Origin of the sequence: Tepidibacillus sp. LV47 (assembly GCF_048381575.1) — a bacterium.
Taxonomy (GTDB): domain Bacteria; phylum Bacillota; class Bacilli; order Tepidibacillales; family Tepidibacillaceae; genus Tepidibacillus.
In genome coordinates, this window is record NZ_JBLWIF010000007.1 from 1 (window position 1) to 25743 (window position 25743).

General features: G+C 35.7%; 24 protein-coding genes and 1 pseudogene. 8 read left to right on the top strand and 17 right to left on the bottom strand.

What is annotated here, in order from left to right; genetic code table 11:
* Positions 1 to 261: 261 nt before the first annotated feature.
* The 10 genes from ACMW72_RS08790 to ACMW72_RS08835 form a co-directional block, all read right to left on the bottom strand.
* Complete coding sequence (locus ACMW72_RS08790; protein WP_418368464.1) at positions 262 to 711, bottom strand: Fur family transcriptional regulator; 450 nt, start codon at positions 709 to 711, stop codon at positions 262 to 264.
* 35 nt (positions 712 to 746) lie between these two features.
* Entirely contained in the window at positions 747 to 1403 is a 657-nt protein-coding gene (nth, locus tag ACMW72_RS08795; RefSeq protein ID WP_418368465.1) for an endonuclease III, read from the bottom strand.
* Positions 1404 to 1617: 214 nt separating this feature from the next.
* Entirely contained in the window at positions 1618 to 1785 is a 168-nt protein-coding gene (locus tag ACMW72_RS08800; protein ID WP_418368466.1) for a hypothetical protein, read from the bottom strand.
* A gap of 86 nt (positions 1786 to 1871) precedes the next feature.
* On the bottom strand, positions 1872 to 2426 hold the full coding sequence (locus ACMW72_RS08805; RefSeq protein ID WP_418368467.1) for a cob(I)yrinic acid a,c-diamide adenosyltransferase: 555 nt from the start codon (positions 2424 to 2426) through the stop codon (positions 1872 to 1874).
* A 20-nt stretch (positions 2427 to 2446) separates the two neighbouring features.
* The gene (locus tag ACMW72_RS08810; protein ID WP_418368468.1) at positions 2447 to 3400 is read right to left on the bottom strand and encodes a D-2-hydroxyacid dehydrogenase; all 954 of its coding nucleotides are present in this window, start codon (positions 3398 to 3400) and stop codon (positions 2447 to 2449) included.
* A gap of 190 nt (positions 3401 to 3590) precedes the next feature.
* Positions 3591 to 4091: a thioredoxin-dependent thiol peroxidase gene (bcp, locus tag ACMW72_RS08815; protein ID WP_418368469.1), complete on the bottom strand. Its 501-nt coding sequence runs from the start codon at positions 4089 to 4091 to the stop codon at positions 3591 to 3593.
* 139 nt (positions 4092 to 4230) lie between these two features.
* A complete protein-coding gene (locus tag ACMW72_RS08820) occupies positions 4231 to 4596 on the bottom strand; it encodes a DUF4363 family protein (RefSeq protein ID WP_418368470.1) in 366 nt (121 codons plus the stop codon).
* 15 nt (positions 4597 to 4611) lie between these two features.
* Positions 4612 to 5337, bottom strand: a complete 726-nt coding sequence (locus ACMW72_RS08825) for a DUF421 domain-containing protein (RefSeq protein WP_418368471.1) — start codon at positions 5335 to 5337, stop codon at positions 4612 to 4614.
* A gap of 12 nt (positions 5338 to 5349) precedes the next feature.
* On the bottom strand, positions 5350 to 6159 hold the full coding sequence (locus tag ACMW72_RS08830; protein WP_418368472.1) for a DUF421 domain-containing protein: 810 nt from the start codon (positions 6157 to 6159) through the stop codon (positions 5350 to 5352).
* 110 nt (positions 6160 to 6269) lie between these two features.
* Positions 6270 to 7655: a class II fumarate hydratase gene (locus ACMW72_RS08835; protein WP_418368473.1), complete on the bottom strand. Its 1386-nt coding sequence runs from the start codon at positions 7653 to 7655 to the stop codon at positions 6270 to 6272.
* A 268-nt stretch (positions 7656 to 7923) separates the two neighbouring features.
* Here ACMW72_RS08835 and ACMW72_RS08840 point away from each other — a divergent pair, with 268 nt between their 5' ends.
* The 5 genes from ACMW72_RS08840 (at position 7924) to ACMW72_RS08860 (ending at position 16198) form a co-directional block, all read left to right on the top strand.
* Entirely contained in the window at positions 7924 to 9222 is a 1299-nt protein-coding gene (locus tag ACMW72_RS08840) for a glutamate-1-semialdehyde 2,1-aminomutase (protein WP_418368569.1), read from the top strand.
* A 258-nt stretch (positions 9223 to 9480) separates the two neighbouring features.
* On the top strand, positions 9481 to 13980 hold the full coding sequence (locus ACMW72_RS08845) for a glutamate synthase-related protein (protein ID WP_418368474.1): 4500 nt from the start codon (positions 9481 to 9483) through the stop codon (positions 13978 to 13980).
* A 161-nt stretch (positions 13981 to 14141) separates the two neighbouring features.
* Entirely contained in the window at positions 14142 to 15179 is a 1038-nt protein-coding gene (locus tag ACMW72_RS08850; RefSeq protein WP_418368475.1) for an FUSC family protein, read from the top strand.
* 27 nt (positions 15180 to 15206) lie between these two features.
* The gene (locus ACMW72_RS08855; RefSeq protein WP_418368476.1) at positions 15207 to 15899 is read left to right on the top strand and encodes an AzlC family ABC transporter permease; all 693 of its coding nucleotides are present in this window, start codon (positions 15207 to 15209) and stop codon (positions 15897 to 15899) included.
* The gene (locus ACMW72_RS08860) at positions 15896 to 16198 is read left to right on the top strand and encodes an AzlD domain-containing protein (RefSeq protein ID WP_418368477.1); all 303 of its coding nucleotides are present in this window, start codon (positions 15896 to 15898) and stop codon (positions 16196 to 16198) included. The genes ACMW72_RS08855 and ACMW72_RS08860 overlap by 4 nt, the downstream gene beginning before the upstream one ends.
* Here the strand turns inward: ACMW72_RS08860 and ACMW72_RS08865 are convergent.
* Positions 16193 to 17662, bottom strand: coding sequence for an esterase/lipase family protein (locus ACMW72_RS08865; RefSeq protein WP_418368478.1), 1470 nt, complete (start codon positions 17660 to 17662; stop codon positions 16193 to 16195). The genes ACMW72_RS08860 and ACMW72_RS08865 overlap by 6 nt on opposite strands.
* 67 nt (positions 17663 to 17729) lie before the next feature.
* A complete protein-coding gene (mutY, locus tag ACMW72_RS08870) occupies positions 17730 to 18785 on the bottom strand; it encodes an A/G-specific adenine glycosylase (RefSeq protein WP_418368479.1) in 1056 nt (351 codons plus the stop codon).
* Between the two features lie 97 nt (positions 18786 to 18882).
* Here mutY and ACMW72_RS08875 point away from each other — a divergent pair, with 97 nt between their 5' ends.
* Positions 18883 to 19875, top strand: a complete 993-nt coding sequence (locus tag ACMW72_RS08875) for a metal-dependent hydrolase (RefSeq protein ID WP_418368480.1) — start codon at positions 18883 to 18885, stop codon at positions 19873 to 19875.
* 60 nt (positions 19876 to 19935) lie between these two features.
* Here ACMW72_RS08875 and ACMW72_RS08880 read toward each other — a convergent pair.
* Positions 19936 to 20523 (bottom strand): annotated as a pseudogene (locus ACMW72_RS08880) (superoxide dismutase); the annotation flags it as partial.
* 323 nt (positions 20524 to 20846) lie between these two features.
* Here ACMW72_RS08880 and ACMW72_RS08885 point away from each other — a divergent pair.
* Positions 20847 to 21026, top strand: a complete 180-nt coding sequence (locus ACMW72_RS08885; RefSeq protein ID WP_418368481.1) for a hypothetical protein — start codon at positions 20847 to 20849, stop codon at positions 21024 to 21026.
* A 44-nt stretch (positions 21027 to 21070) separates the two neighbouring features.
* Here ACMW72_RS08885 and ACMW72_RS08890 read toward each other — a convergent pair whose 3' ends face one another.
* A complete protein-coding gene (locus ACMW72_RS08890) occupies positions 21071 to 21934 on the bottom strand; it encodes a sugar diacid recognition domain-containing protein (RefSeq protein ID WP_418368482.1) in 864 nt (287 codons plus the stop codon).
* A 371-nt stretch (positions 21935 to 22305) separates the two neighbouring features.
* Between ACMW72_RS08890 and ACMW72_RS08895 the strand changes: the two genes are divergently transcribed.
* Positions 22306 to 23160, top strand: coding sequence for a YitT family protein (locus tag ACMW72_RS08895; protein WP_418368483.1), 855 nt, complete (start codon positions 22306 to 22308; stop codon positions 23158 to 23160).
* Between the two features lie 437 nt (positions 23161 to 23597).
* Here the strand turns inward: ACMW72_RS08895 and ACMW72_RS08900 are convergent, their stop codons facing one another.
* From ACMW72_RS08900 to ACMW72_RS08910, 3 genes are all read right to left on the bottom strand, one after another.
* Positions 23598 to 24017: a hypothetical protein gene (locus ACMW72_RS08900; RefSeq protein WP_418368484.1), complete on the bottom strand. Its 420-nt coding sequence runs from the start codon at positions 24015 to 24017 to the stop codon at positions 23598 to 23600.
* Positions 24018 to 24303: 286 nt separating this feature from the next.
* Positions 24304 to 24621, bottom strand: coding sequence for a hypothetical protein (locus ACMW72_RS08905; RefSeq protein ID WP_418368485.1), 318 nt, complete (start codon positions 24619 to 24621; stop codon positions 24304 to 24306).
* Between the two features lie 92 nt (positions 24622 to 24713).
* Entirely contained in the window at positions 24714 to 25616 is a 903-nt protein-coding gene (locus ACMW72_RS08910; protein WP_418368570.1) for a restriction endonuclease, read from the bottom strand.
* Between the last annotated feature and the right edge of the window lie 127 nt (positions 25617 to 25743).

A 25743-nucleotide genomic window follows, 5' to 3' on the forward strand; every position in this document is an offset into this window, starting at 1 on the left:
TTTTTATTCCTTATTTTTATCTTGCCGTTTCATCCGATGATCTCGCAACGAAACGGCAAAGATTATATTAACATAAATATTTTGTATATGTCAACAGGAAAATTTTGTTAGTTCATTTTCAAATTTTTTCACTATTGATATGTTTTTAATATTGTGTATAATAATAATCGTGCATTTCTTTTACTCTTCCTGAATATTTGATTATAATATATTCCCTCTCTTATAACGGTAAGAGAGGTTTTTTTTTACTTCAGTTAAATTTTATTTTTTACTATTCGTTTCGATAGTATCTTGACAATCTTGACAAAAACCATAGACTTCAACGCAATGAGAGTCAATTTTGTATCTTGTCTTTTCTTCAGCTATTTTTTCTATATCCATGATACAAGGATAAGAAAAATCTTCAATACGTCCACATTTTTTGCAAATAATATGATAATGTTTTGATATATTTATTTCAAAACGACTCGAATTATCCCCAAACGAAAGTTCTTGGATTAAATTTGCTTCTTTAAACACACGAAGATTATTATACACTGTAGCCACACTCATGTTTGGAAATTTCTCTTCTAATGATTTATAAATTTCATCAGCTGTTGGATGTGAATTTGTCTGATATAGATACGTTAAAATGGCATGTCGCTGTGGAGTGATTCGTATCCCATTATTCTTTAATATATTTATTGCTTCATTTAACTTTTCTTTGTTCATAGTTTTCCTCCCATTCATATTATAATTTTTTAAGTCTATTTATTTTCTTTCGCATATTGACAGTAAGGTTGTAATGGACAAATCTCACATTTTGGATTTCTAGCTATACATACCCTTCTTCCATGCCAAATTAACCAGTGGTGAGCATTAGACCATAACTGTTTGGGAATTCTTTTCATTAATTGTAATTCTGTTTCTAATACGTTATCGCTTTTAGCAAGTCCAATTCGATTGGAAACACGAAAAACATGGGTATCTACAGCAATCGCCGGAATTCCAAAAGCGTTACTTAATACGACATTTGCCGTCTTTCTTCCAACCCCGGGAAGACTTTCTAATTCTTCACGGCTTTTCGGAACCTCACCATTATATTTTTCCTGAAGAATTCGGCATGTTTCAAGAATATTTTTACTTTTTGTTTTATATAATCCTATCTGCTTAATTTCTTGTTCTAACTCTTGTTGAGATAGGGATAAGAAATCTTTCGGCGTTTTATACTTTTGGAATAAAAATGGGGTAATTTGATTTACTTTTTTGTCAGTAGCTTGCGCCGATAACATGGTGGCAATCAATAATTCAAAAGGGTTTCGATACAATAATTCGCATTTTGCTTCAGGATACATCTTAGCTAATAGATCTAATATTTGTTTCGTCGGTACTCGGTTTGTTAATTTGATTTTTTTGTCATCCATTTTTTTCACCTATTCTACATTGTAGTATATCATGTTTTATTAGAACTTTTGTCATCTAAAAAAGGCTAAATTTTGACAACTTTAACTTTTTAATTATGATATTATTATAACAATAAATATCGATTTGAAATTGATTCATGTATAAAAAAAGAGGATATATGTTCTTATATTGAACATAGTATCCTCTTAATCATTATAGTATAGTTAAGATACGTTATGGTTGGCGATTTTTGCCTACTTGTTCTTCTTGGTTACCTGTGTTTTGAGTAAAAGCTTGAGCTTGAGCTTCTTGGTTAACATTTTGAGTTACATTTTGTTGTAAAGCATTTTGCCCAGCAGCTTGTTGTGCTGCATTTTGTTGTGATTTGTTATTCTTTGCCATTTTTTATTCCCTCCTTTCACAAATCTTAGTATGACCTTGATAAAAAAGGACATACGCAAAAGTGAAAGGAAAATAAGGGAAAGAATTTAATGCTTTGCAGGAGAATAAAACGGAGTTTCTTCATACCCTAACTTGTGATTTACCCATCTTGCTGCAATAAACAAAAAATCAGAACAGCGATTAAGATATGCAATCACTATCATTGATGACAAATGATCCTTAATTTGAATCGTTTGCCTTTCTGCACGACGGATGATGGTTCTTGCTAAATGAAGGATTGCCCCTGCTTCAGAGCCACCAGGTAAAATAAATTGCTTAAGTGGTGGAAGATCTGTTTCTAAATCATCGATAAACTGTTCAAGCCGTTTTACATGTTCTTCTGTAATTGGCCAAGGAACGTTTCGACCTTTGGGAGTTGATAATTCCGCCCCAACATGAAAAAGATCATGCTGTACCTGATTGAGCATAGAAATGACTTTTTCTAAGGGTTGGTCAACCATCTTAGTTATTGCAAAACCAAGCACAGAATTGGCCTCATCCACTGTACCATAAGCTTCAACACGAGGATGTTTTTTTTCTACCCTTTCTCCACCAATTAATGATGTATATCCTTGGTCACCAGTTTTGGTATAGATTTTCACCTTCAAAACCTCGCTTTATGTTAATAACCTTTCTTTAGATCAACTAAATTTTTCATCTGAGAAAATTCTTTGTTCTGGTACATGTATAAATTGGTTTTAAAAATCTCCAATGCCCGTTCCATATATTTTGGCGATCTTCCCGATACATGTGGCGTAATAATCACGTTATCAAATTGCCAAAATGGATGATCGGAAGGCAATGGTTCTTGAGAAAAAACATCTAAGACCGCTCCGCCAATTTCCCGTTCTTTTAATGCTTCTAATAATGCTTGTTCATCGATCACATCTCCTCTTGCAATATTAATCAAATAGGCAGACTTTTTCATTGCTATTAATTCTTCTTTTCCAATGAGATGATATGTTTTATCCGTTAATGGAACAATGACAACGACGTAATCACTTTCAGCTAATACCTTTTTTAATTGTGATGAAGGATAGACTTGGTCGACGAAAGGTACAGGACGGCCATCCGTATTAGTTCCAATTATCCTCATTCCAAAACTTTTCCCTTTTTCTGCAATCGCTTGACCAATCGCGCCTAAACCAATAATCCCAAGGGTGCTTCCAAAAATTTCAGCCACCCGAATCGTGCGATCCCACGTACCCTCTTGTTGTTTTTCAAAGAACTGATTGGTTTTTCTCGCTAATTGTAAGATAACCGCCATCGTATATTCTGACATGGGAATCCGATGAATCCCTTTTGAATTCGTAACAATTACTTTCCTACTATGTAACAACTCAAAAGGCAGCTTATTCACTCCGGCACTTACGACATGAATCCATTTTAAAGCGTTCATGGTTTGAAGGATTTCATCATTTAGATCTTCACCATAAGTAATCAAAATTTCTGTATCGGTTAACTCAGCCTTTGCTTCCTCTATATTTGCAAAAAAATAAAAGTCACCCTTGGGAAATTGTTCTTTTAATGAAATTTGATGTTTCTCACTGATTTTTGCCGATGAAACAATCTTCATAAAGAATTCACCCTCACTTATAACCTATTACTCATTCAATATTTATTTCTCTAAATATTATGATAATTCCTTTTTACTATGAAAACATAAAATGGCTTATATGTTCTAATGCTGCTCCTAACCTTACGGCTTATAGAACATACAAGCCAATCTTATTAGGGATAAGAGGGCTATTGCTCTAAATATAGGGTTATTGATTTGATGATTCTTGGATGTGATTTTTAATAAACTCAAGAGCAGCTTCCACATGCCCTTTTACTTTTACCTTACGATAGATTTGAATGATATTCCCCTCTGGGTCAATGATAAATGTTGATCTCTCAATCCCCATATATTCCTTGCCATACATTTTTTTCAATTTCCAAACACCATAAGCTTCAGCCACTTTGTGATCTTCATCCGATAATAATAAGAAAGGAAGTTGATATTTTTCAATAAATTTTTCATGTGATTTCATTGGATCAGGGCTAACACCAAGAATCACTGCATTTAAACCTTTAAATTCTTCATGATAATCGCGAAACGAACAAGCTTCTGTTGTACATCCTGGGGTATTATCTTTTGGATAAAAATATAAAACCACATATTTTCCTCGAAAATCATGCAAGCTGACTTCTTTACCATTACTTGCAGGAAGGGTGAAATCAGGCGCTTTTTGGCCCAATGTAAAGATCTCGGCTGTTTTTGCCATCCATTGATCACTCCTTTTTCTTTCCTATTTTCACTATTATCATTGTATCCATCTTATTTACGTGAATCAAACGTAAAAGTGTGATTAGTTAACAAAAACAATAGAAAAGCACCAAGCAACATCAACCTGGTGCTTTTTTTCATTTACCAAGCTCTTCCCATACGAATCTTAATTCTTCTGTCGTTGAAGTAATCTTTTTATCATCTTTAGTCTTAATTGCCCCTTTTAATGTCGCCAATTTGTTATCGACTTCTGTAATAAAATCCCGTTCCACACTAAATTGGATACGGTTTTTAACTTTTTCCCACGCTTTAATGCTTTTTTCTAAATGCTCATTTGCCAGTTTCCAATCTTTTTTTTCTGCAGAAGCTTCTAAGGCCTTAATCTGGGCAATGACATTATCATTACTTGTGATTGGCCTTTTTAAAAAAGAGCCACTGACCATAATGGCAACAAAGACGAGAATGATCGCAGTTGAAGTAATGATAATCCATATTTTTTTCAAGTCAGATCCCCCTTTTTAATATGGTCCCTTGAAATCGCCAATATCGATCTTTTCGATTTTGTCTTGAAAACGGTCAACATATAATTGGCCATTTGGCAAAATCGCAGCAAAGTTTACCTCTTTTAAATCTTTGATCCCTTGTGCCTTAAGTTGGTTAAAAAGCCATTCTTCGTCTTTTTCTGCAGTTCTTAAATTTTGTTCGATAATTTTTCCGTCCAAAATGACTTCAATCATTAATCCATTTTGTTTGGGAACGATTTTCAGATCAGATGGTGTAACAGGTTCATATTCTGCTTTTTTCAGTACCGATAGATTCCCGTTTGGTTCTAATAAAGCGAATTCCACTTGGGTAATGTCAAAAATATTTTTATCTCGAAGTTGAGACATGAGTTCATCATATCGATATCGCAATTTTTCCATGTTTTGTTCAAGAATCTTCCCATGTTGGATCACGATTGTAGGTTGGTCATCTAATACTTTTGCCATCCAACGCTGCTTCAACGATAACTTTTGTAAGCCATAAACAAGTAGTACCCATGTCGCTAATGCCATCCATTGAGGAAAAGGTTTTATGGACAAATCAATACTTAAGGATGAAGCCGCCGAACCAATGGTAATTCCCGCGATATATTCAAACGCTGTTAGCTGCCCAACTTGTTGTTTTCCTAATAACCTTGTGAAAATCAGTAAGGTCGTAAAAGCAATAACTGAGCGTACAACTGTTACTAATGTTTCATCCATAAGAATTCACCCCTATGGTTTTGGTTTAATATAATCATCGACAATTCCTAAATCTTTTTCTTCAGGCGATTTACGCTGTGCATGCATATCTTCATAGATTTTAGACCAAATCGTTTGTTTTAATTGCGGAATGTTCCCTTGATTGGTATCGTCATTCTGATCAATGATGAGATTGTTTCTTTCATCTAATACGGCTAAGGAAATGGTTTTTATCATTTCTTGGTTATATCCTTGCATACTTAGTCGATCGAGTAGATCTTTTGGTGTCATTTTGATTTTGGCAAGATTATCATAGAGAATCACTCCATCCATGATTAAGGGAACAGGAAGTCCTTCATAACCAGGAACATAGGAAATATCACTAGGAGTTAATGGTCTTTTGCTAGCTTTTGGAATGACACTTAATTTTCCTGTTTCTTCTAAGATGGCAAATTCTACATCTTGAACATGACTATACCCTTTGACCCTAAGTTCTGCTAACATTTCGGATATAGTCATCTTCGCTTGGTTTAGTCCCTTTTCATCAATATTTCCATGGCGAACAAGGACAATCGGTTTTGCTTTTATCCCTTTACTCAGCCGATTTGTTGTTAATATATATGAGTAAAGGAAAAAGAAGAAAACAATGACTAATGTAGGAATAATGATTTCGATAAAATGATCAGTCTTAATAGGTTTTGCCAGAATATTGGCGAGCATCAGAATAAGAAACACTTGAAAAGGAGACATTTCACTAAAATTCCTTTTTGCGACAAAGCGCAAAATCAGAAAACCAATTGCAATCATGGTAATACTGATTCCAATAATTTGAAGCCATTCCATGAAAAAAGATCCTCCTTAATTCTGATCTATTTTAGGTTTTGTTTTTTTGCCAAAAAAAATACCCTTTAGGTTTCAACTTCCTAAAGGGTGAAAATTTAAAATGATGAAAATTAAACCATCTTTTGAACGTCTAAATAGCGGTATATCTCTTCCTCTGTCAAAATCCCTTCTTCCCGAACTACCTCTCTAATTGTTTTACCTGTTGCATAGGCTTTCTTCGCGATTTCTGCTGCTTTGTCATAACCAATTGCTGGATTTAAGGCTGTCGCTAAAGCCAAACTTCGTTCCATTAACTCATGACATCTTTTTTCATTCGCTATAATTCCTTTTACAGATCTCTCATTAAAGACTTTAATCCCATTACTTAAGATCTGAATGGAATGTAAAAGGTTATAAGCAATCACAGGCATCATCACATTTAACTCTAACTGGGCGGATTGTCCAGCAGAAGTGATGGTAGCATCATTTCCAATCACTTGGCTTCCGATCATATGCATCATTTCTGCCATAACAGGATTGACTTTCCCTGGCATAATGGAAGAACCAGGTTGTACAGCAGGAAGAATAATTTCCGCTAAACCCGTGCGAGGACCAGAACTTAACAAACGTAAGTCGCTGGCAATTTTGATCAGATGAATCGCGAGGTTTTTCAGTGCACCACTTAGTTTAATCGCTCCTTGCGTATTTTGCATAAACATAAAACGATTACTTGGACTTCGAAATGGAAATCCAGTGATCTCCGCCACTTTACCAATCGCTAATTCAGCATATTTTGGATGGGCATTAATTCCAGTACCAACCGCATTGCCGCCAAGTCCAATTTGATATAATAAATCTAAACTCTCTAAAATTGTCTTTTTGGCTTCCACTAGGGTCTCCTTATATCCATAAAATTCTTGCCCTAAGCGGATAGGAACAGCATCTTGTAAATGGGTTCTACCTGATTTAATAATAGGATAAAATTCTTCGCCTTTTTGCTCTAATGTCTCTATTAAATGATCCAACTGAGGAATAAGATCATGATGAACGGCTTCCACTGCAGCAATATTAATGGCCACATGAATGGTATCATTGGTAGATTGAGCCATATTGACATGATCATTCGGATGAATAATGAATGTATCGCCGATTTTACCCCCTAATAGTTCAATGGCGCGATTGGCGATCACTTCATTGGCATTCATATTTTGAGAGGTGCCAGCACCTGCTTGATAAACATCAACAACAAATTGGTGATCCCACTTTCCTTCGATAACTTCTTCAGCTGCTTTCATAATGGCATCAGCGAGTCGTTTGTCCAACTGGCCAACAGCGGAGTTTGCATAAGCGGCAGAATATTTGATAATCCCCTGAGCACGAATAAAACGACGCGGCAGGCGAAGCCCACTGATCGGAAAGTTTTCAACCGCTCTTTGTGTTTGCGCACCATAATAAGCATTCTTTGGCACTTTTACCTCTCCTAATGAGTCCTTGGCAATTCGATATTCCTCTTGCATCTTAAACCCTCCTTCTTTCTTACCTTGCCATGAAAATCGATATTCATTCTTCTTTCATCTTAACAAATCATTTATTGAAAATTTAGAATTGAAGTGCATTCTCTGACACTTCAACTTTTACGATAAAAATTAGGTTTGTAGAGACGGACAACAAAGCGCGTTGGAATATACAAACCTATATACAAGCCATAATAAGGGAGCTATATCAAAAAGATTTTCTTATGCTAAAATGAAAAAGAAGATACATATAATCTCTATTTATAGAAAGATGGTGAGAGCATTGATTCGTGAAAAGTCGGAACGATACTATCAAGAAGCCCTTGATGTCATTGTAGGAGGAGTAAATAGTCCTTCTCGCTCCTATAAAGCGGTTGGTGGAGGAACCCCTACCTTTTTTCAAAAAGCAAAAGGACCTTATATGTGGGATGTAGATGGAAATCGCTATATTGATTATCTTGCCGCTTATGGCCCCCTTATATTAGGTCATGGACACCCAAAACTAGTCGAAGCTATTTCTCAAGCAGCAACAGAGGGAACATTGTATGGAACGTCAACACCTTGGGAAGTTCAATTTGCCAAAATGATTCGTGAAGCGATTCCATCAATGGAAAAGATTCGTTTTGTCAATTCAGGCACTGAAGCTGTGATGACGACCATTCGTGTTGCAAGAGCATATACGGGTCGAAGCAAAATTATTAAGTTTGAAGGTTGTTACCATGGACATTCCGATCTAGTACTTGTAGCGGCAGGTTCCGGTCCAGCTACTTTAGGAATTCCAGATAGTGCCGGTATCCCCCAAAGCATTGCCAATGAAGTGATAACCGTTCCTTTTAATGATGTTGAAGCTTACGAAAATGCACTAAAAAAATGGGGGCATGAAATTGCTGCCGTATTAGTAGAACCCATCGTTGGAAACTTTGGCATTGTCATGCCAAAACCTGGATTCTTGGAAAAAGTGAATGAGTTAACCCACCAATATGGTGCACTCGTCATTTACGATGAAGTGATTACCGCTTTTCGTTTCCATTATGGTGGAGCCCAAAATCTCTTAGGTGTTATTCCTGATATGACAGCGCTAGGGAAAATTATTGGTGGCGGTTTACCCATTGGTGCTTATGGGGGCAAAAAAGAAATCATGGAACAAGTTGCTCCTCTTGGCCCTGCGTATCAAGCAGGAACAATGGCAGGGAATCCAGCTTCTGTTCGTGCAGGAATCGCTACCTTAGAGGTATTGTCTGAAAAGCATTGGTACCAACAAATGGATCAGTTCGGCGCAAAGCTAGAAAAAGGCATTCTTGATTCAGCGAAAAAATATGGTCACGAGCTTGTGATCAATCGTCTTGGTGGAGCATTTACGGTCTATTTTACCGACCGTCCTGTTAGCAATTATCAAGATGCCAAAGGGACAGATACAGAGAAGTTTGCAAAATTCTTCAAAGGATTGCTTAACGAAGGAATCTTAATTGCTCCTTCTAAATACGAAGCTTGGTTCTTAACCATTGCTCATACGCAAAAAGATATTGATGATACTTTAGAAGCAGTTGATCGGGTAATGTCTAAACTTTAAACGAATAAAAATGCATAATTTTTGCATAAAAACAAGATGTTAATTTTAACATCTTGTTTTTATTTCCTTATGATAACAATGTTTTCCATTTTAAGTAAAGCGTTTTCATTGTATAAAAACGCTTTCATATGTATAAAAAATCAAAAATTCTATTGTATTTCTCTTAAAATCATGATATGATTTATGTAATTTTCGGAATATTTATTTTAACATGTTATCTATTTAACCCACGAAATTATTTATTGGAGGTGATTGATCATGATGAAACATGAGCAATATCAAACCAATTTGCAAAACCTCCTTTATGAGGAACACGACAGTTGTGGAATAGTAGCCGTAATCGAAAAAAATGGGGAACCAACTAACCATAATCTAACAAAAACAATTGACGCTTTAGTTAAGATGGAGCATCGTTCTGGATTTATCAATGGTGAAGGAGATGGTTCTGGAGTACTTACAGACATTCCAAGAAAATTATGGGCTTCAAAACTAAAAAAACATCTTCATTCACCTCAAATGGCTTATGACCCGAATTTTGTTGTAGGACATATTTTTATAGATCGGGAAATCGGGTCAATCAATAAGGCCCAAGAAGAGATTCGAAGTAAATTTGCTAACTATCAATTGGATATTTTGTTAGAAGAAGAAGGACAGGTTCATTCCCATGTACTAGGACCAAATGGTAAACGAAGTGAACCCTTATTTTGGCAAATCGCTGCCATTTATCAAGGGAATTCAGAAATAAACCAAAAATTGTTTCAATTAATGACAGAAATTGAACAAGAGAAATACGTACATGTCGCATCCCTCAGCCAATATACCGTTGTTTACAAAGTAATGGGTGCTGCAAATGTCTTAAAAGAGTATTTCTATGATTTAAGCAATCCATTGTTTGAATCAGTGATGTCAATTGGCCATAACCGTTATTCGACCAATACATTATCTCATTTCTTCCGTGTTCAACCCTTCTCTCTATTAGGGCATAACGGGGAAATCAACACGATTCAACGACTTCGTGATGAAGCAACCATGTTAAATATTCCATTGGTACATGGTGGCAGTGATTCACAAGATTTAAACCGAATTATCGAGGGATTGATCACCAATTATGATTTTTCTCTTTTTGAAGTCATGGAAATGATCTTCCCACCCATTTATAACGAAATTCGGCGAATGAACGAACAACTTCAGGACCTATATACATTTATGCGCCATTTATGGGGACCATTTGCACAAGGACCTGCTGGTATTGTTTCAAGATACGGGAATCAAGGCGTTTTTAGTGTTGATGCTTTAGGATTACGTCCTTTATGGAAAGTAGAAACAGAAGATACATTATACTTTTCCTCTGAACAAGGGATTATCCCTACCCAAGAGATGATCTCCGAACCTAAACCCCTTGCCCCAGGAGAAAAAATAGGAGTGATTCTAAAAAAAGACGAACCAATACAGATGATTCCCCATCACGAATTACAACAAATGATATTAAGCCACCTAGCAAAACGCTTCCCAATCCAAAATTATCGTAAAAAATTAGAACCCCCTCATTTTGAGGAGCATGTCTTTGTTCTTCCACAATTCAAAGAAATATCGAATGGAATTTATCTTCACTTTGGTTGGGAAAAAGAACATATTGATTTAGCAAAGCAAATGGCGAAGACTGGAAAAGAACCCATACGTTCCCTTGGATATGATGGAAGTTTAGCCATTTTATCAAAAGAACGGGTGAATCTATCTGATTTCTTAAAAGAAACCGTAGCAGTCGTAACTAATCCAGCCATTGACCGCGAAAGAGAGATTGAACATTTTTCAACAAGAATGATCATCGGTGGCCGGGAAGACTTTACTCCTCATCAAGTTGGGGATATCTCTTTTGAAATCAGAACCCCAATCTTACTTGAAGGGAATATGGCACAAGACATTGTTGAAGATCTAGGAACAACTTCGTTAGAAAAAATCATCAGCTATTTTACCAATCTATCACCCAACTATATCACGACTTTGTCTTTAAGTTTTCATAAAAACCAAACCATAAAAGAACGGTTAGCTGAATTAAACCAAGAAGCCATTAAAGCGGTTGAAAATGGAGCAAAAATTCTTTTTCTTGATGACGAACTATTATATTCCAGTAAAAACTATTTGTGGCTTGATCCCCATTTAGCGGTTTCTTCTGTGGATATTGCCTTAAGGGAGAAGTTAGAAAATGGAGAAAGTCTAAGAAGAAAAGTAAGCATCATCTTACGTTCCGCATCGATTCGCCATCTCCACGATTTTGTAACGGCGATGGGTTTAGGAGCTGATGCGATTTCTCCTTATCTATTGTTTGCGACGGTTGCAAAAGACGGAGGTCAACAAGCAATTAAAAACTTATACAGTAGTTTAGAAAAAGGAATTGAGAAAGTTATCTCTACTTTAGGCATCCACGAATTAAGAGGCTATGAACGTTTATTTTCATCGATTGGCCTTCATGATGAGGTTGCCAAAGTCTTAAATATCACCAATTTTTATGGGAACGAGGAAATCGGTTATTCCTTCTCACATTTAGAAGAAAGCGCTAGAGAAAGACAGAATGATCTTTACGCTGATGCACCAAGACTCATCAATCGTTTTCGTTTAATTCCAAAAATTTGGAAATCGATTCAACAAGTGGCTAATGGAACGATTACTTATCAAGAATATGCGGAAAAGTTAGCGGAATTGGAAGAGAATCATCCTGTTTCCCTTCGCCATCTTTTAGATTTTCAAACGACTGAAAATATGGTTCCCAGCAAAAAAGTAGACATAGGGATCGGGCAACATTCCTATCCTTTTGTGATTAGTTCAATGTCCTTTGGGTCTCAAAGTGAAACTGCATTTCGCGCTTATGCTGAAGCTGCATATCAATTGAATATGATCAGTCTAAATGGTGAGGGCGGAGAAATAAAGGATATGCTTGGCAAGTATCCTAACCACCGCGGTATGCAGATTGCATCTGGAAGGTTTGGTGTAAATATTGAATTAATCAACTCTTCCAATTGGATTGAAATAAAAATTGGCCAAGGAGCAAAACCAGGTGAAGGTGGACACTTGCCAGGTAGTAAAGTCACACTAAAAATTGCTGCAGCAAGAAATGCGACCCCTGGAAGCGAATTAATCTCACCATCAAACAACCATGATATCTATTCTATTGAAGATCTAGCACAAGTCATCTCTGAATTAAAGACGGCCAATCGATTTGCGAAAATCATTGTAAAGGTACCCGTTGTACCAAATATTGGTACAATTGCTGTTGGCATTGCAAAAGCAGGTGCAGACGTGATTTCACTAAGTGGTTATGATGGTGGGACAGGAGCAGCAAGAGCCCATGCCATTCAACATGTTGGTTTACCTGTTGAAATTGGTGTGAAAGCGACTCATACTGCTTTAATTGATGCTGGTTTGAGAGACGACGTAGAAATTTGGGCAGATGGCGGGATAAGAAGTGGAAAAGATGTAGTCAAATTAATTCTTTTAGGTGCAAATCGAGTAGGTTTTGGAACACTAGCGATGATGGCGATTGGCTGTACTGCATGTCGAGGTTGCCATTTAGATACCTGTCATGTAGGAATCGCTACCCAAATCGAATCAATTGATGAAGCTATATCTAGAGGTGTTAAAGTTTTCACTCCTAGAAATTACGAAACAGCTGTTGAGCAGTTAATTCGTTTTTTCCAAGCTATAGGTGATGAGGTAAAAGAGCTAACTAGTCAATTAGGGGCTAGCCGCTTACAAGACTTAGTCGGTAGATCTGACCTGCTCATTCAACAACGTCTAAAAGATCGAATCGATCTTACACCATTAACACAGCCAATTCCGTTAGAAAAATCATTGGCTCAAATGATAGAGAAAGAACCTCTCCTCTCTGTTGCTGCAGGTGCAGAAGAGATCAGTACAGAAGCCGTAAGTTCCTACGATTATGAACGAACGTTACCATTCGTCAATAGTACACATCGGATGATTGGAAGTCGAATCTCAGGAGATAGAGTTCGACCACATCTAGATGGAAGTTACCGTACATTACCGCCAATACAACTAGCATTTAAACATGGTTCTATTGCAGGAAATGGCCTTGCTTCTTATCTCGCAAGTGGCGTAAACATCAGAATTCATGGCGGTGGACAAGATGGAATGGCAAAAACAGCTTATGGCGGTTCGGTAACCATTTTAAAAACAAAAAATAAAAATGGGGTTTATATTAATGGCTCCGTTGGAAAAAGTTGTTGTTACGGCGCCCAAAAAGGACTCTTTATTATCCAAGGAAATGCCGATTCACGCTTTGGTATCAGACTTTCTGGGGCGGATGTGATTCTTGGTGGAGAAATTACTTCTCCCATTCAAGATCATCTAGGAGGGATTGGAGAACGGGCTAATATCAAAGGTTTTGCTTTTGAATACATGACAAATGGTCGTGCTGTTGTTCTAGGTGATCCTGGTCCATGGATCTGTTCCGGAATGACTGGTGGAGTCGTGTATCAGCGTCTTGTACCTGAATTCGGTTTTGATCAACATGCTTTAGAACGAAGAATTGCAAAAGGTGCTTCAGTTATGATTCTTCCCCTTGATGAAAAAGGAAGAAAAGACTTAACGGAATTGTTGACTGAATACATCATTCAATTAACAAAAGCGGAGCAAACTGACACTGCAACAAAAGTGAGTCGTCTTCTTGAAAACCTTGACCAGCATTTTGTTCGCATTGTCCCGAAAAAAGAGGCAGTTTTATCGGTTGATACTACGGAATAAAAAACAAAATAAATAAACGACATGAAAAGAGGCGATTGTGCCTCTTTTCACTTTTAATTTACATATACAGATGGTATAAAACTCTATTGATTTCAATATTCAAATTGATATAATAATTAAACGAATTCACCATAAAACATTCAAGAAGAAAGGTTTTTCAAATGAAAATTGGTGCTAGAATCCTAAAAACGGGTATTACGTTGATTTTTGCGATTTTGCTCACTCGTTTATTTCATTTGCAACCAGAAATCTTTGCAGCCATAGCAGCAACCCTTGCCATTCAACCTTCTGTTTACCGTTCTTGGCGATATGGAGTTGAACAAATACAAGCCAACATCGTAGGTGCAACCCTTGCTACATTAACAGCAACTTTTCTTGGTTCAAATCTCGTGATTACCGCTCTTGTTGTGATGCTCGTAATTGGGATAAACCTTCAATTGGGCTTTGATCGAAGTATTCCTTTGGCGATTGTAACCGTGTTGTCGATCATGGAAGGAAGCCAACAAGAACACTTTTTTTATTTTGCAATCGACCGTTTCTTATTAATTTTAATTGGCATTTTTGCAGCAATTTTAGTAAATAGTTTATTATTCCCACCCCAATATGAAAAAAAATTAACAAAAAAATTAAAGAATATTGAAGAACAAATGGCTTCAATTCTAAGGATTGCTCTAGATAAAGAAAAAAACGAACAAACCATTAAGCAAACTTTAGATTCGATCCAAAATGAACTACAAAAATTATGGGACCTTTATCGCTTTGAAGAGGAAGCAAAAAGTTATCTTAAAAGAAAATTTCCCTTTTCCTCTTCGCGAAAATTAGTCATCTTGAAGAATATGTTAAAAACAGCTCAAAGTGGCATTGAAATGATTTATATGGTACAAAAATATCAAAATGTTTTATATGCTCTTCATGATGACTTACAAAAACGCTTTAAAGATCAACTCATTTATTTAGCACATTATCAGGACAAAATTTATTCAAAATATATTGGGAGAATTCACCCTTCCCCTCACCACACTCTTGATCCAATTTTACATGAAAATCACTGGGCATTATTTAAAGAGATTCGCCAATTAACGATCGACGAGAATTCCATTCTAGCACTTGTAATATTATTAGGATCTATCCAAGATTATGGGAGACGCCTTGATCATTTGGATCGGTTAATCGATAGTTTCTATACCCATCATAATTAGAAAATGATAGACATAGGGGGGCTTTTTATGGGGAATTTTTCAAAAGGGGTGAAGGATGGGCTTCCGATTGCAATTGGATATTTGCCTATTGCCTTAACGTTTGGAATTCTCTCTGTACAAGCAGGACTCACTCCAGTGCAAGCAACAGGGATGTCGATGTGGGTGTTTGCTGGAGCAAGCCAATTTATTGCCATTAATCTTCTTCAATCCCATGTGTTGATCACGGAAATTATTCTTACCACCTTTATTATCAATCTACGCCACCTTTTGATGAGCACTTCATTATCGAGAAAATTACAAACTGGTCCTTTTTTAAGTTCATTACTCTCTTTTGGGATCACTGACGAAACTTTTGTCGTTGCTAGTGTCAATCATGAGAATTCCTCGATCACCCCATCCTATTTTTTAGGGCTTGCTTTAACAGCTTATAGTGGTTGGGTATTGGGAACTTTTACAGGCAGTTTTTTTTCCGATTTTATTCCTAGTAACCTAGCAACTGGAATGAGTATTGCTCTATATGCCATGTTTATCGGCCTACTCGTACCCTCGATGAAAAAATCTTGGCAAGTTTCATTCATTGCCGTTCTTGGCGGGCTGTTAAGTTGGGGGTTAACTTCCCTTTTCCCCAAACTCTCAAATGGTTGGGTCATTATTTTAGCTACAATGATCGCTGCAACGATTGGTTCTTTGTTGCCAAATCGAGAGGTGAATTCTTTATGAAAATATGGCTCTTGATCTTTGGAATGTTCCTTGTAACCTTCATCCCACGCATGTTTCCCATGTTATTTAAACGCTTGAAGTTCCCCGATTGGTTAAATCGGTGGTTAACTTTTGTACCCTATGCCATATTAGGAGCATTAATTTTTCCTGGAATCATGACTGTTGATCCAGAGCATGTTTTTTTTGGACTTTTAGCTGGTTTCGTCGCTTTTGTGATTGCTTGGTTTTATCAGAACTTAATCATGGTTGTACTTGGTGGTTTCCTAACGATGATGATTTTACAATGGTTTTATTTATAGAAAAAGTGAAGTTACATAATCTCTCTGTACTTTTGCTCCCCATTTTGATTCCCCAATGATCTCTAAATGCACATTTCGAATCATTTGCTGCTTAGGAAATTTTAATTCTGTCAAAACCTCTCTTTGGGAGGTTTTTTTTAATTCGTTGATAAGAATTGGCTTGGTTCCCAATCTTTTATGGTCTGTATACACTTGAAGTGCAATCCGGTCCCGTTTCCAATGATCAGGTACTTGTAACTTAAAATGAAGCGTAGTAAGCCCCTGGCAAACATCGTTTTTCTCAATCCGAATTGCTTCTTCTCTTAAAGAAGAAAATGAAGATACGAGAAAATAAGCATTCCTCCCAAGACTATGTATTTGGATTTTCCATTTTCCTTGCTTCGGGTGAGGAACTTGAAAGTAATATAGATGAGTATCTGGGAAAAATGGAACATCGGTAACAAAACCCTTATATTCTAGTTCTTCTTTTTTTCCATCAGGCGAATGGACTTCAATTCTCATATTCTTTGAAGAGCTTAACAGTTGAATCCAAAATTCCCTTTCCTGTGAAGGAACGTGTAATTCAATCTCTTTTGATGGGAGACTTGTATATCCACCATGCAGCAAACAAGGTTGTACAATTTTTTCTCTTGTTTTGCTATACCTAGGCATACGACTGATTGAATGATCCCCATCGATCAACTCTTCTAGTAAAGGAAACATTTCTCTTCCTAGACGGATATTATCATGATTCCAATACCCGCGAATCGATTTTGAATAAGGTAAGATTGCATCTTTGGCTAAAACAACTCCATCATTCTCTCCATACGGTTTGAGATATTTCCCTCCCATTGATAAAATCGAACCCAATTGTTCCGCAGGATCTACGCCAACAATGGTAAAATGGGGAATTGAAAGTTTAGAAATCTTTACATCTAAAACAGAACGAAGTTTCTCCATGTGTCCAGTCTGCATTTGCAATGTGCCCTTATCAAGAAAACCGATCATAAAAGCTAATGGTTTTGCTTTTTGGCTAAAAGCTAAATCGGCTAAGGGCGAACCATAATGAGGTGTCCCTAATGTAATCAGTGAGCGTACATAAGGGTAAGCTTCACCATATGAAAGGGCAATCTGGGCATCAACCCCACCTTTGCTATGAGCGACAATTGCCAACTTTTTTTGTCCAAAACGGTGGTAAATTTCCTTAAGTTGCTTCGCAAGCAGCTCGCCATTTTCCCAAATCCCATATTTTCTCGTACTTAAATCAACAAAAGCAGTGGGATGACCATAATGTGCGGCTAATTCATACATGTCATTTTTTCCATAATAATTGGTTCTTGTAAACCATTTTCTTGCATGACTATGAAGCCCATGAACAAAAACAATGGGAGTTTTGTTCATTGAATGTTCATATTGTCCAATATAATAGTTTCCTCTCTCTCCGAAAGGCGCCTTTCTTACCACTCTTGGCTGTTTGACCTCCATCTTCGTACACCCCATTTTCAAATCCATTTGTAATATTCTATGGTGTTTTTGGAGTTTCGTTATTGGGTCAACTTCTTATGAGTTTCATCATGACTTGCTTATATGCCTTAGGAAATGAGAGTTTTTCTGCTTCTTCAAGGGTAAACCAATACCATTGGCTAGATAATTTGGATATTTGAGCAAGATGATCTAATTTGTAAATAGCTAGATACCACTTAAGATGGCTAAAGGTATGTTCAATGGTCATCCATGGCTGATTCAATTTCAGCTCGATTCCGAACTCTGCTTTTATTTTCTCTTGCCATTCTTGATTAGACAAAGGATTTTCACTTTCTAAGGAAGGTAACTCCCACATATCAGCTAATAAACCATCACTTGGTCGTTTTACAAAAGCTACCTTATCGTCTTTTTGTAGAATAAGTCCGATCCGATAAACGATTTTTTGGCCTTTCTTTTTTGCTTTGACCGGTAACTGATCCTCGTTTCCTTCTTTCCTCCCTTCGCAAAAATCCATCACAGGACAGAAGAAGCATTGGGGAGACTTAGGTGTACAGATCATTGCCCCTAATTCCATTAGTGCTTGATTAAAATCTGAAGCGGCATGATCAGGAATCAACTCTTTTACTTTTTCTTCGATCATTTTCTTCGTTTTTATCTTTGATATATCTTCAAAAGAATTTAATAATCTGGAAAAAACCCTTAACACATTTCCGTCAACTGCTGGTTCTTTTCTCCCATAAGCAATACTTAAAATCGCTCCAGCTGTGTATGGGCCAATACCAGGGATTTTGAGGATCTTTTCTTTTTCATCAGGTATTTTCCCACTATATTTTTCCTGCACCTCTTTTACCCCTTGATGAAGATTTCTTGCCCGTGAATAATATCCTAATCCTTCCCAAGCCTTTAGGACCTCTTCTTCTTTCGCTTGTGCCAAATCGTTTAGCGTGGGAAATTGTTCCATAAATTTTTCGTAATAGGGAATGACCGTTTCTACCCTCGTTTGCTGCAACATGATTTCTGATACCCATATATGGTAAGGGTCTCGATCTTTTCTCCATGGAAGATCTCGTTTTTGTTGTCTAAACCATCGAAGTAATTGTTCTTGAAAACGTTCAATATCCATGAATACCTTCACCTTTTCTAACGTTTAGATAAATGGTTGAGAGAGTTACTTCTCGTCTATAATAATGGATAGAATGGATATTAAGGAGGAAGAGTTGATGGATACTGGCACTCATTTTGTCATTGGCGTAAGTTTAGCAGGTTTCGCCCATTTTGATCCAGTGGTTCAATCTCAACCCTTATTCGCACAAGCAGTCTTAATCGGTACAATCGCTGGATCACAGGCTCCTGATTTGGATGGTATCACTCGCTTTTTTGGTGGAACTGCTAATTATATCAAACATCATCGGGGGATTTCCCATTCTTTGCCCTTTTTATTGATTTGGCCAAGTCTCATCACATTTGTGATCCAATTTTTTTATCCAAATATACCAATTCCCCATTTATGGTTGTGGACGTTTTTGGCCGTTTTTCTCCACGTTTTACTCGATATATTGAATGCGTATGGCACCCAAGTATTGCGTCCTTTTTCCGAAAAATGGATTGCTCTAAATGTAATGAACATTTTTGATCCTATTCTTTTTTTGACTCATGTTATCGGTATTTTTTTATGGATTGTTGGCATTTTACAGCCTACAACCATCTTTTTGATCGTCTTTCTCTTTACATTTGCCTATATTAGCATAAGGGCCATTTATCATCATATCCTACAAAAAAAAATAAAACTAGAGAAAAAGTTAATAGGAAATGTAACCATCCTTCCTACGATCTATTTTTCTGTTTGGAATTTGATTGAAGAGTTACCGACAAAATATCGTTTAGGGGTTCTTCATCGTATGGAGATTAAATGGGTAGATGAGAAAATCAAAATCGAGGATCACCCTAGTATTCAAGCAGCGAAACAAGATCCAAAAGTAAAAAAATTTCTCTATTTTACCCGCTATGCTTATCCAATGTGGAATAAAACGACATATGGTTATGAAGTAAAGTGGATTGATTTACGGTATCGGTTCCAAAATCATTATCCTTTTTTGGCGATCGTGTTATTGGATGACTCGTTACAAATTATCGATTCGTATGTGGGTTGGGTCTATAATCAGAAACATTTATCAAAGAAGATCAAATCCCTTTACAGTTTGCATAATACTTAAGACAAAAAAGGTGGCCATACATAAGCCACCTTTTTGCCTATCAAAGTCTACTCTCGGATATTATTTTTTTCTTGCTTCTTCAAAACGACGGTTTACATCATCCCAGTTAATAATGTTCCAAAGAGCTTCTACAAATGCTGCACGTTTATTTTGATACTTCAGATAATAAGCGTGTTCCCAAACATCGATCACTAATAAAGGTGTTACTCCCCAAATCGTTAAATCTTGATGCTTTTCAGCTTGAAGAATAACTAACTGTTCAGCTGTAGGATCCCATGCTAAGATTCCCCAACCAGAACCTTCAACAGCTACAGAGGCTGCAGACATTTGCTTCTTGAAGGCTTCAAAACTACCGAAGTCTTTTTGAATTTGTTCAGCTATCGCTCCAGTAGGTTCGCCACCGCCATTTGGTGATAAATTGGTCCAGAAAATACTGTGTAGATAATGACCAGAACCATGGAAAGCAGCTTCTCTTTCCCAATGCTTAATCAGTGCAAAATCACCAGTTTGACGTGCTTCAGCTAACTTTTCCAACGCTTTATTTAACCCATCAACATACCCTTTGTGATGGATATCATGATGTAAACGAACGGTTTGCTCATCATAATGTGGCTCAAGGGCATTGTAATCATAGGGCAATGGTGGTAATTCAAATTTTTTCATTTTGTTCATTCCTCCCTTAAAATATGTAAAAACTTATCAAAGAATAATGTTTCCTATTCTTTTGTAAAATATGCTAATCATTGTGGTAAAACTTACCTTCTTTTCTCATTATGCACCAATTATTCAAAAATGTCAATTAAAAAGTATAAAAAGTGTATTTATTATAAAAATGTTATTATATAGGCAGGTTTTGTATAAAACAACATATAATAAAAATATTTTAAAAATTTAAAAAAACCTTGCATTTCTTTTCGGTGGTCAGGTAAAATTAAAATAAGAAAAATCTCTTCACAAAGGGGGGATTACCAATGTGGGTGGTCTATAAGGATGTATACCAAACTAAAAAAGGAGATAAATTAGTTCGACGAGATATCGTGAAGGGATTTAATAAAAAAGAACATGCAGAGGAGCTATTACAAAAATTAATTAAAGAGAATTCAATGGAGAATGTCGATTATTCGATTGAACTCGTAAATACGATATTATAAAATTTGCCCATCTAGAACACCTAGATGGGTTTTTTTGTTCAAAGCTATTCGCTTTGTGTTAATTTTTCCATCATCTTTTCTACTTTTTCAACATATTTTGCAAGTTCCTGTACTGCTATGGATTGTTCATTTGCTTTTTGTTCATTGGTTTGAACATCGAGCAAAATTTTTGTGAACACTTGGTTTACTTGTTCAAGGGTTTGCTGAATCTCTTTGACCGAATCTTCACTATTGCTTGCTAATTTACGAATTTCATTGGCCACTATCGAGAAACCTCTACCTGCTTCTCCTGCCCTAGATGCTTCGATCGCCGCATTTAAGCCTATCAATTTACTTTGTGAAGCAATCTCACGGATAATTTTTAAGGCGATGGATACGTCTTTTATCTGTTTTTCTCCTCTCGCAACTTCATTTGAGGTTTGTTTACTAAAAGCGGCAAAATCTTCCGAACTAGCTGCTAATTCCTCAATTGTTGCTGCCATGTTCTGAAGTTGCCCATACACTTCTTCTGCAGCTTTTTGTTGTTTTATCATTTGTTCATGGTTCTTTAGCCATAAAATTACAGTCCGAGCAGCGATACGAACAATCGGTTTTATAGCATGCGGGTCACCTGTCATTCCAATCACGCCAATTCGTTTTCCTTTGTATTCGATCGGAAGATTTGCTCCTGCCCGAACTCCCTGTAATTGGGCAGCTTCTTCCTCTGTAACCAACGCTTCATCGATTAAGCCTAACATAATCTGTTTCGCACTTTCATGGACCGTTCCAATTCTCTCAGGGCGTGTAGATGCTATAATGATCCCTTTTTCCCCCATAATATTAACATGCTGTCCAGTTTCTTCATGAAGAATCTGAACAATTTCATCAAAAAAGCCTTCTTTCTCAAAGGCAAAATCACTATCACTCATTCTCAGATTTCTCCTCCCTATCGTTTTTTATATTTTTTAAAATTTTAACGAAACAAAATTGAACATTCATTGTATAAAGAAACAAAAAAAGAGGGACCAATTTCCCTCTTTTTTTAGTACGATGCATAAAAACGAACTGAGAGAAAGGTACCAATGAAATATAATCCATTATTTTGTAAAAATATGATCCCCTATTTTAGGATAAGTCCCACACATCATCATTACTACTTCATCCTTTTAATATGGATGGCGTTTGCGCATTGACTATATAGTTGAACGTTTTATTCAATGGTTTCAATATAAGTTTTTTGGTACCCTTGAGAAAAGTTACTTTATTTTTACAAATAAATACAGAAAGGAAGAAAACAAGCATGAATGTTAGATGGCTTAAAAAGTGGGTAAAACGCTATCTTTTTATCATTATTGGTACATTTCTTGTTGCCATCGGGTTGGAAACATTTCTCATTCCCAATCAAATCATTGATGGCGGCATTATCGGTATATCAATTATCTTTAGTGAACTTACTAATTACCCGCTTGGAATCTTTATTGTAATATTAAACATTCCTTTTTTGTTTGTTGGATACAATCAGATTGGAAAAACGTTTGCGATCACAACACTCGTTTCGGTAGTTTTTTTATCCTTATTTGTTTCTTATGTAGACGATTTTAACGTAGTTACAGGAGATATGTTTCTGGCGACCATTTTTGGCGGCATTATTTTAGGAGCAGGTGTAGGTCTCATTATCCGAAATGGCGGGTCCCTTGATGGAACAGAGATCATTGCTATTTTAGCCAATAAACGCTTTGGCTTTTCCGTTGGTGAGATTGTCATGTTTTTTAATGTTTTTATCATGACTGGAGCAGGTCTTGTCTTCACATGGGAAAGTGCTATGTATTCATTAGTTGCTTATTTTATTGCTTTTAAAACGATTGATATTGTGATTGCTGGTATTGATGAATCAAAGTCAGTCACGATTATTTCGGATCAACCTGATGAGATTGCAGAAAAAATTATCGCAAGACTTGGCCGAGGAGTGACTCACATTTATGGAAAAGGCGGTTATACGAAAGAAGACAAGGAATTATTATATGTCATCGTCACAAGACTAGAGGTGGCAAAATTAAAATCAATTGTAGAAGAAATAGATCCTAATGCTTTTGTTGCGATTGAACATGTCAATGATGTAATGGGTGGAAGATTCCAGAAGAAATCCATCCATTAAAGAAACTTCTATCGAAGTCATCATCGTTCAATGGAACAATTAGCGCAAAATAATCGTTTTGCCGAGTTTATTATGGTGAAATACATTGATCTTTACAGATTTTAAGGTTGAATCAGCTATAATAGTTTTCTAAGTGTTGCCGATGAAATCAAAAGTCTTCGTATTGATGTTGACTATTTGAGTGAAAAAGCAGGAAAGCACGATGTTGAAATCAACAAACTAAACTCGCAAACCTAAATGTAAATGATTTTGAAAAAGATTAGAATTGTAATAGAGTTTTTTGAAAGAAATAAGCGCACCCTATATAAATAGGGTGGTCTTCTTGTTGAATTACCCTATCAAAACAATCTTCGACACACTCTCCACATGCGTTGAATAGACAGTGCATACAGGAGTGACATTAGTTCTAAAGCTACTAATTTCTTATTAATTTAAGATTATAAACTGAGTAATTCCATTTCTAAATCCCTAATTAGAGATTTAACATAATCGGTGATATTTTCAATCTCAGATATCGCTTTTCTTCTTTGATAAAAGGTATTGCGTAAATGTAAATCCTTTTCTATTTTACTAGCTTCATTAATAAACTCTTGGCGAATATCACTATCATAAAAAGAAATGACTGGTATAATATTGTTTTTTTCTTGTATTACCGCTTCTAGTGAAGTCATTTCGGCTAATCTGATTAACCCCTGATCTGATGTTACTAATTTTGGTTTAATAATATCGTATGCAAGCCCTTCATAATACATTTTTTGCAGATATCTTAAAAAGAAAATATCCCAACTTGTATTCCAGGCATTAAATAAAGGATTTTTCTTGCCAAATTTAAAAATTTTATCGCCTATCTCTTGCATTTTAGGTGTTCCCAAAAAATAATTTATCGCAATATTTGTTTCGATTGCATGATTTACGAATAACTTTTCTTTTACAAAATCAATATACTTTTCTATGGCTTTAAGTTTATTTTTTCCTTTTTTTGTAATATCATTATTTTTAAAACAGTGGCATAAGTACCTACTAGAACGGGATTTGCTTCTAATTGATCAATTAAAGAGCTTAACTGCGGAGTAGGGTTTCTTTGAACAAAGTGCTGCAAATCCCCTCCTTGACCTTTGGAGTGAAGTTCTAAATCTTTTACATTCATTCTATATATATATTATTAAATGCATTCTCCATCTTTTTTAATTGTTGTTGATTAATTCCTTTTAAAGAAAAATCCCAACAAGCTTCTTCCATTGCTAGTCCTGGAACAAAATCTATACTAATATTATCGGAAAGAAAATCTAAAGTGGCTTTCCTCTTTCTTTCGTCCATTTTATTAGGTTTATAATAAAAGTTTTCAACGTTAATTGCTGTATTAGTATCTAAAATCAAACTAGAACATTCATAATCTTTTTCTTTAAAAACTCCTATATAGGCATAATATCCATACTTATCAAAAATGATATTTTTTGACATAGAAATTTCTCCTTTGCCAATCAATAACCATTAACATATTAAACGGTATTATTTACTCCACATAATAAAATAATGAAGTAGGACACTGATTTCTAACTGTTTTTCTTTTCAACTACCCTACCATCTGTATCAAAAGTCCATTTTGAAATATCCTCATCAAAAATAATCTTCTCTTGACTACCATCCAAGTATTGTAATAATAACAAACCAATTTTTTGCCCTACTCCTATTACACTCTTATCTTCTATTACATATGAATTAAACGAGTATCGAAAACCTTTCACTCCAATAAGAACATTATTAACATATATATACTTTACATCATCAAACAAATATTCACCTTTAGTCTCTTTACCTGCAACTCTTTCAAAACTATTAATAATAGGTGACAACACTTCTTGATAAGTTCCCAGTTTGGTCCCTGTACTGTCATAAAAATAGTTTGTTCTTGTATCAGTCTCTTGTCGTACAATAGTATTTCCATTCATTGCATTAACTGCTTTTTCTTCCTCTATTTTATTTGCTGGAATAAAGGATATTTCAGGAGTATCCATTAATAAAACATTAATGTTCAAATGAATTTCTTTAATTTTACCTTCCCAATCTGACTCATTAAATTCCCTTAAAACAGCTAATTTGATATTTTCATCTTCTGCAAAGTTAACAGCTTCCCTAGTAAACCCTTTTGTAGTTATTACTATAGCTTCATCTGGTTTTATCTGATGTACAGCACCATGAAAATCTCTTATAACACTAATTCCAACGATTTCCGAGTAGTCTTTACATTCAACTAGTATCCTCTTTTTTACGCCACTCTTCTCAATTACAACATCAATCTGATGCTTAGTTTTCTTACCATCCCCACTAAGTCTCAAATCATGAATGACAATATCCTTATTTTCTAAAACTTTATAAACAATTGCAGCTAACCTTTCATATTTGGTACCTTTTTTTAATTTTTCGTTGGCAACATATTGATCATAAATTAAGTCCATTCTACTCAAATTACTACACCTCTTCCTTTGTTAATACTTCATATAATATAAATTATTACAAATAATAGAATTTTTTTGAAGACAACTGAACATCTAAACAACTAATTTGTATAATATAAATATAAAT

Coding starts and splice junctions, on each gene's coding strand:
- ACMW72_RS08790 (WP_418368464.1), bottom strand. CDS start 711: ATGAACAAAGAAAAGTTAAATGAAGCAATAAATATATTAAAGAATAAT.
- nth (WP_418368465.1), bottom strand. CDS start 1,403: ATGGATGACAAAAAAATCAAATTAACAAACCGAGTACCGACGAAACAA.
- ACMW72_RS08800 (WP_418368466.1), bottom strand. CDS start 1,785: ATGGCAAAGAATAACAAATCACAACAAAATGCAGCACAACAAGCTGCT.
- ACMW72_RS08810 (WP_418368468.1), bottom strand. CDS start 3,400: ATGAAGATTGTTTCATCGGCAAAAATCAGTGAGAAACATCAAATTTCA.
- bcp (WP_418368469.1), bottom strand. CDS start 4,091: ATGGCAAAAACAGCCGAGATCTTTACATTGGGCCAAAAAGCGCCTGAT.
- ACMW72_RS08825 (WP_418368471.1), bottom strand. CDS start 5,337: ATGGATGAAACATTAGTAACAGTTGTACGCTCAGTTATTGCTTTTACG.
- ACMW72_RS08830 (WP_418368472.1), bottom strand. CDS start 6,159: ATGGAATGGCTTCAAATTATTGGAATCAGTATTACCATGATTGCAATT.
- ACMW72_RS08835 (WP_418368473.1), bottom strand. CDS start 7,655: ATGCAAGAGGAATATCGAATTGCCAAGGACTCATTAGGAGAGGTAAAA.
- ACMW72_RS08840 (WP_418368569.1), top strand. CDS start 7,924: ATGGTGAGAGCATTGATTCGTGAAAAGTCGGAACGATACTATCAAGAA.
- ACMW72_RS08845 (WP_418368474.1), top strand. CDS start 9,481: ATGATGAAACATGAGCAATATCAAACCAATTTGCAAAACCTCCTTTAT.
- ACMW72_RS08850 (WP_418368475.1), top strand. CDS start 14,142: ATGAAAATTGGTGCTAGAATCCTAAAAACGGGTATTACGTTGATTTTT.
- ACMW72_RS08855 (WP_418368476.1), top strand. CDS start 15,207: ATGGGGAATTTTTCAAAAGGGGTGAAGGATGGGCTTCCGATTGCAATT.
- ACMW72_RS08860 (WP_418368477.1), top strand. CDS start 15,896: ATGAAAATATGGCTCTTGATCTTTGGAATGTTCCTTGTAACCTTCATC.
- ACMW72_RS08865 (WP_418368478.1), bottom strand. CDS start 17,662: ATGGAGGTCAAACAGCCAAGAGTGGTAAGAAAGGCGCCTTTCGGAGAG.
- mutY (WP_418368479.1), bottom strand. CDS start 18,785: ATGGATATTGAACGTTTTCAAGAACAATTACTTCGATGGTTTAGACAA.
- ACMW72_RS08875 (WP_418368480.1), top strand. CDS start 18,883: ATGGATACTGGCACTCATTTTGTCATTGGCGTAAGTTTAGCAGGTTTC.
- ACMW72_RS08885 (WP_418368481.1), top strand. CDS start 20,847: ATGTGGGTGGTCTATAAGGATGTATACCAAACTAAAAAAGGAGATAAA.
- ACMW72_RS08890 (WP_418368482.1), bottom strand. CDS start 21,934: ATGAGTGATAGTGATTTTGCCTTTGAGAAAGAAGGCTTTTTTGATGAA.
- ACMW72_RS08895 (WP_418368483.1), top strand. CDS start 22,306: ATGAATGTTAGATGGCTTAAAAAGTGGGTAAAACGCTATCTTTTTATC.
- ACMW72_RS08900 (WP_418368484.1), bottom strand. CDS start 24,017: ATGCAAGAGATAGGCGATAAAATTTTTAAATTTGGCAAGAAAAATCCT.
- ACMW72_RS08905 (WP_418368485.1), bottom strand. CDS start 24,621: ATGTCAAAAAATATCATTTTTGATAAGTATGGATATTATGCCTATATA.
- ACMW72_RS08910 (WP_418368570.1), bottom strand. CDS start 25,616: ATGGACTTAATTTATGATCAATATGTTGCCAACGAAAAATTAAAAAAA.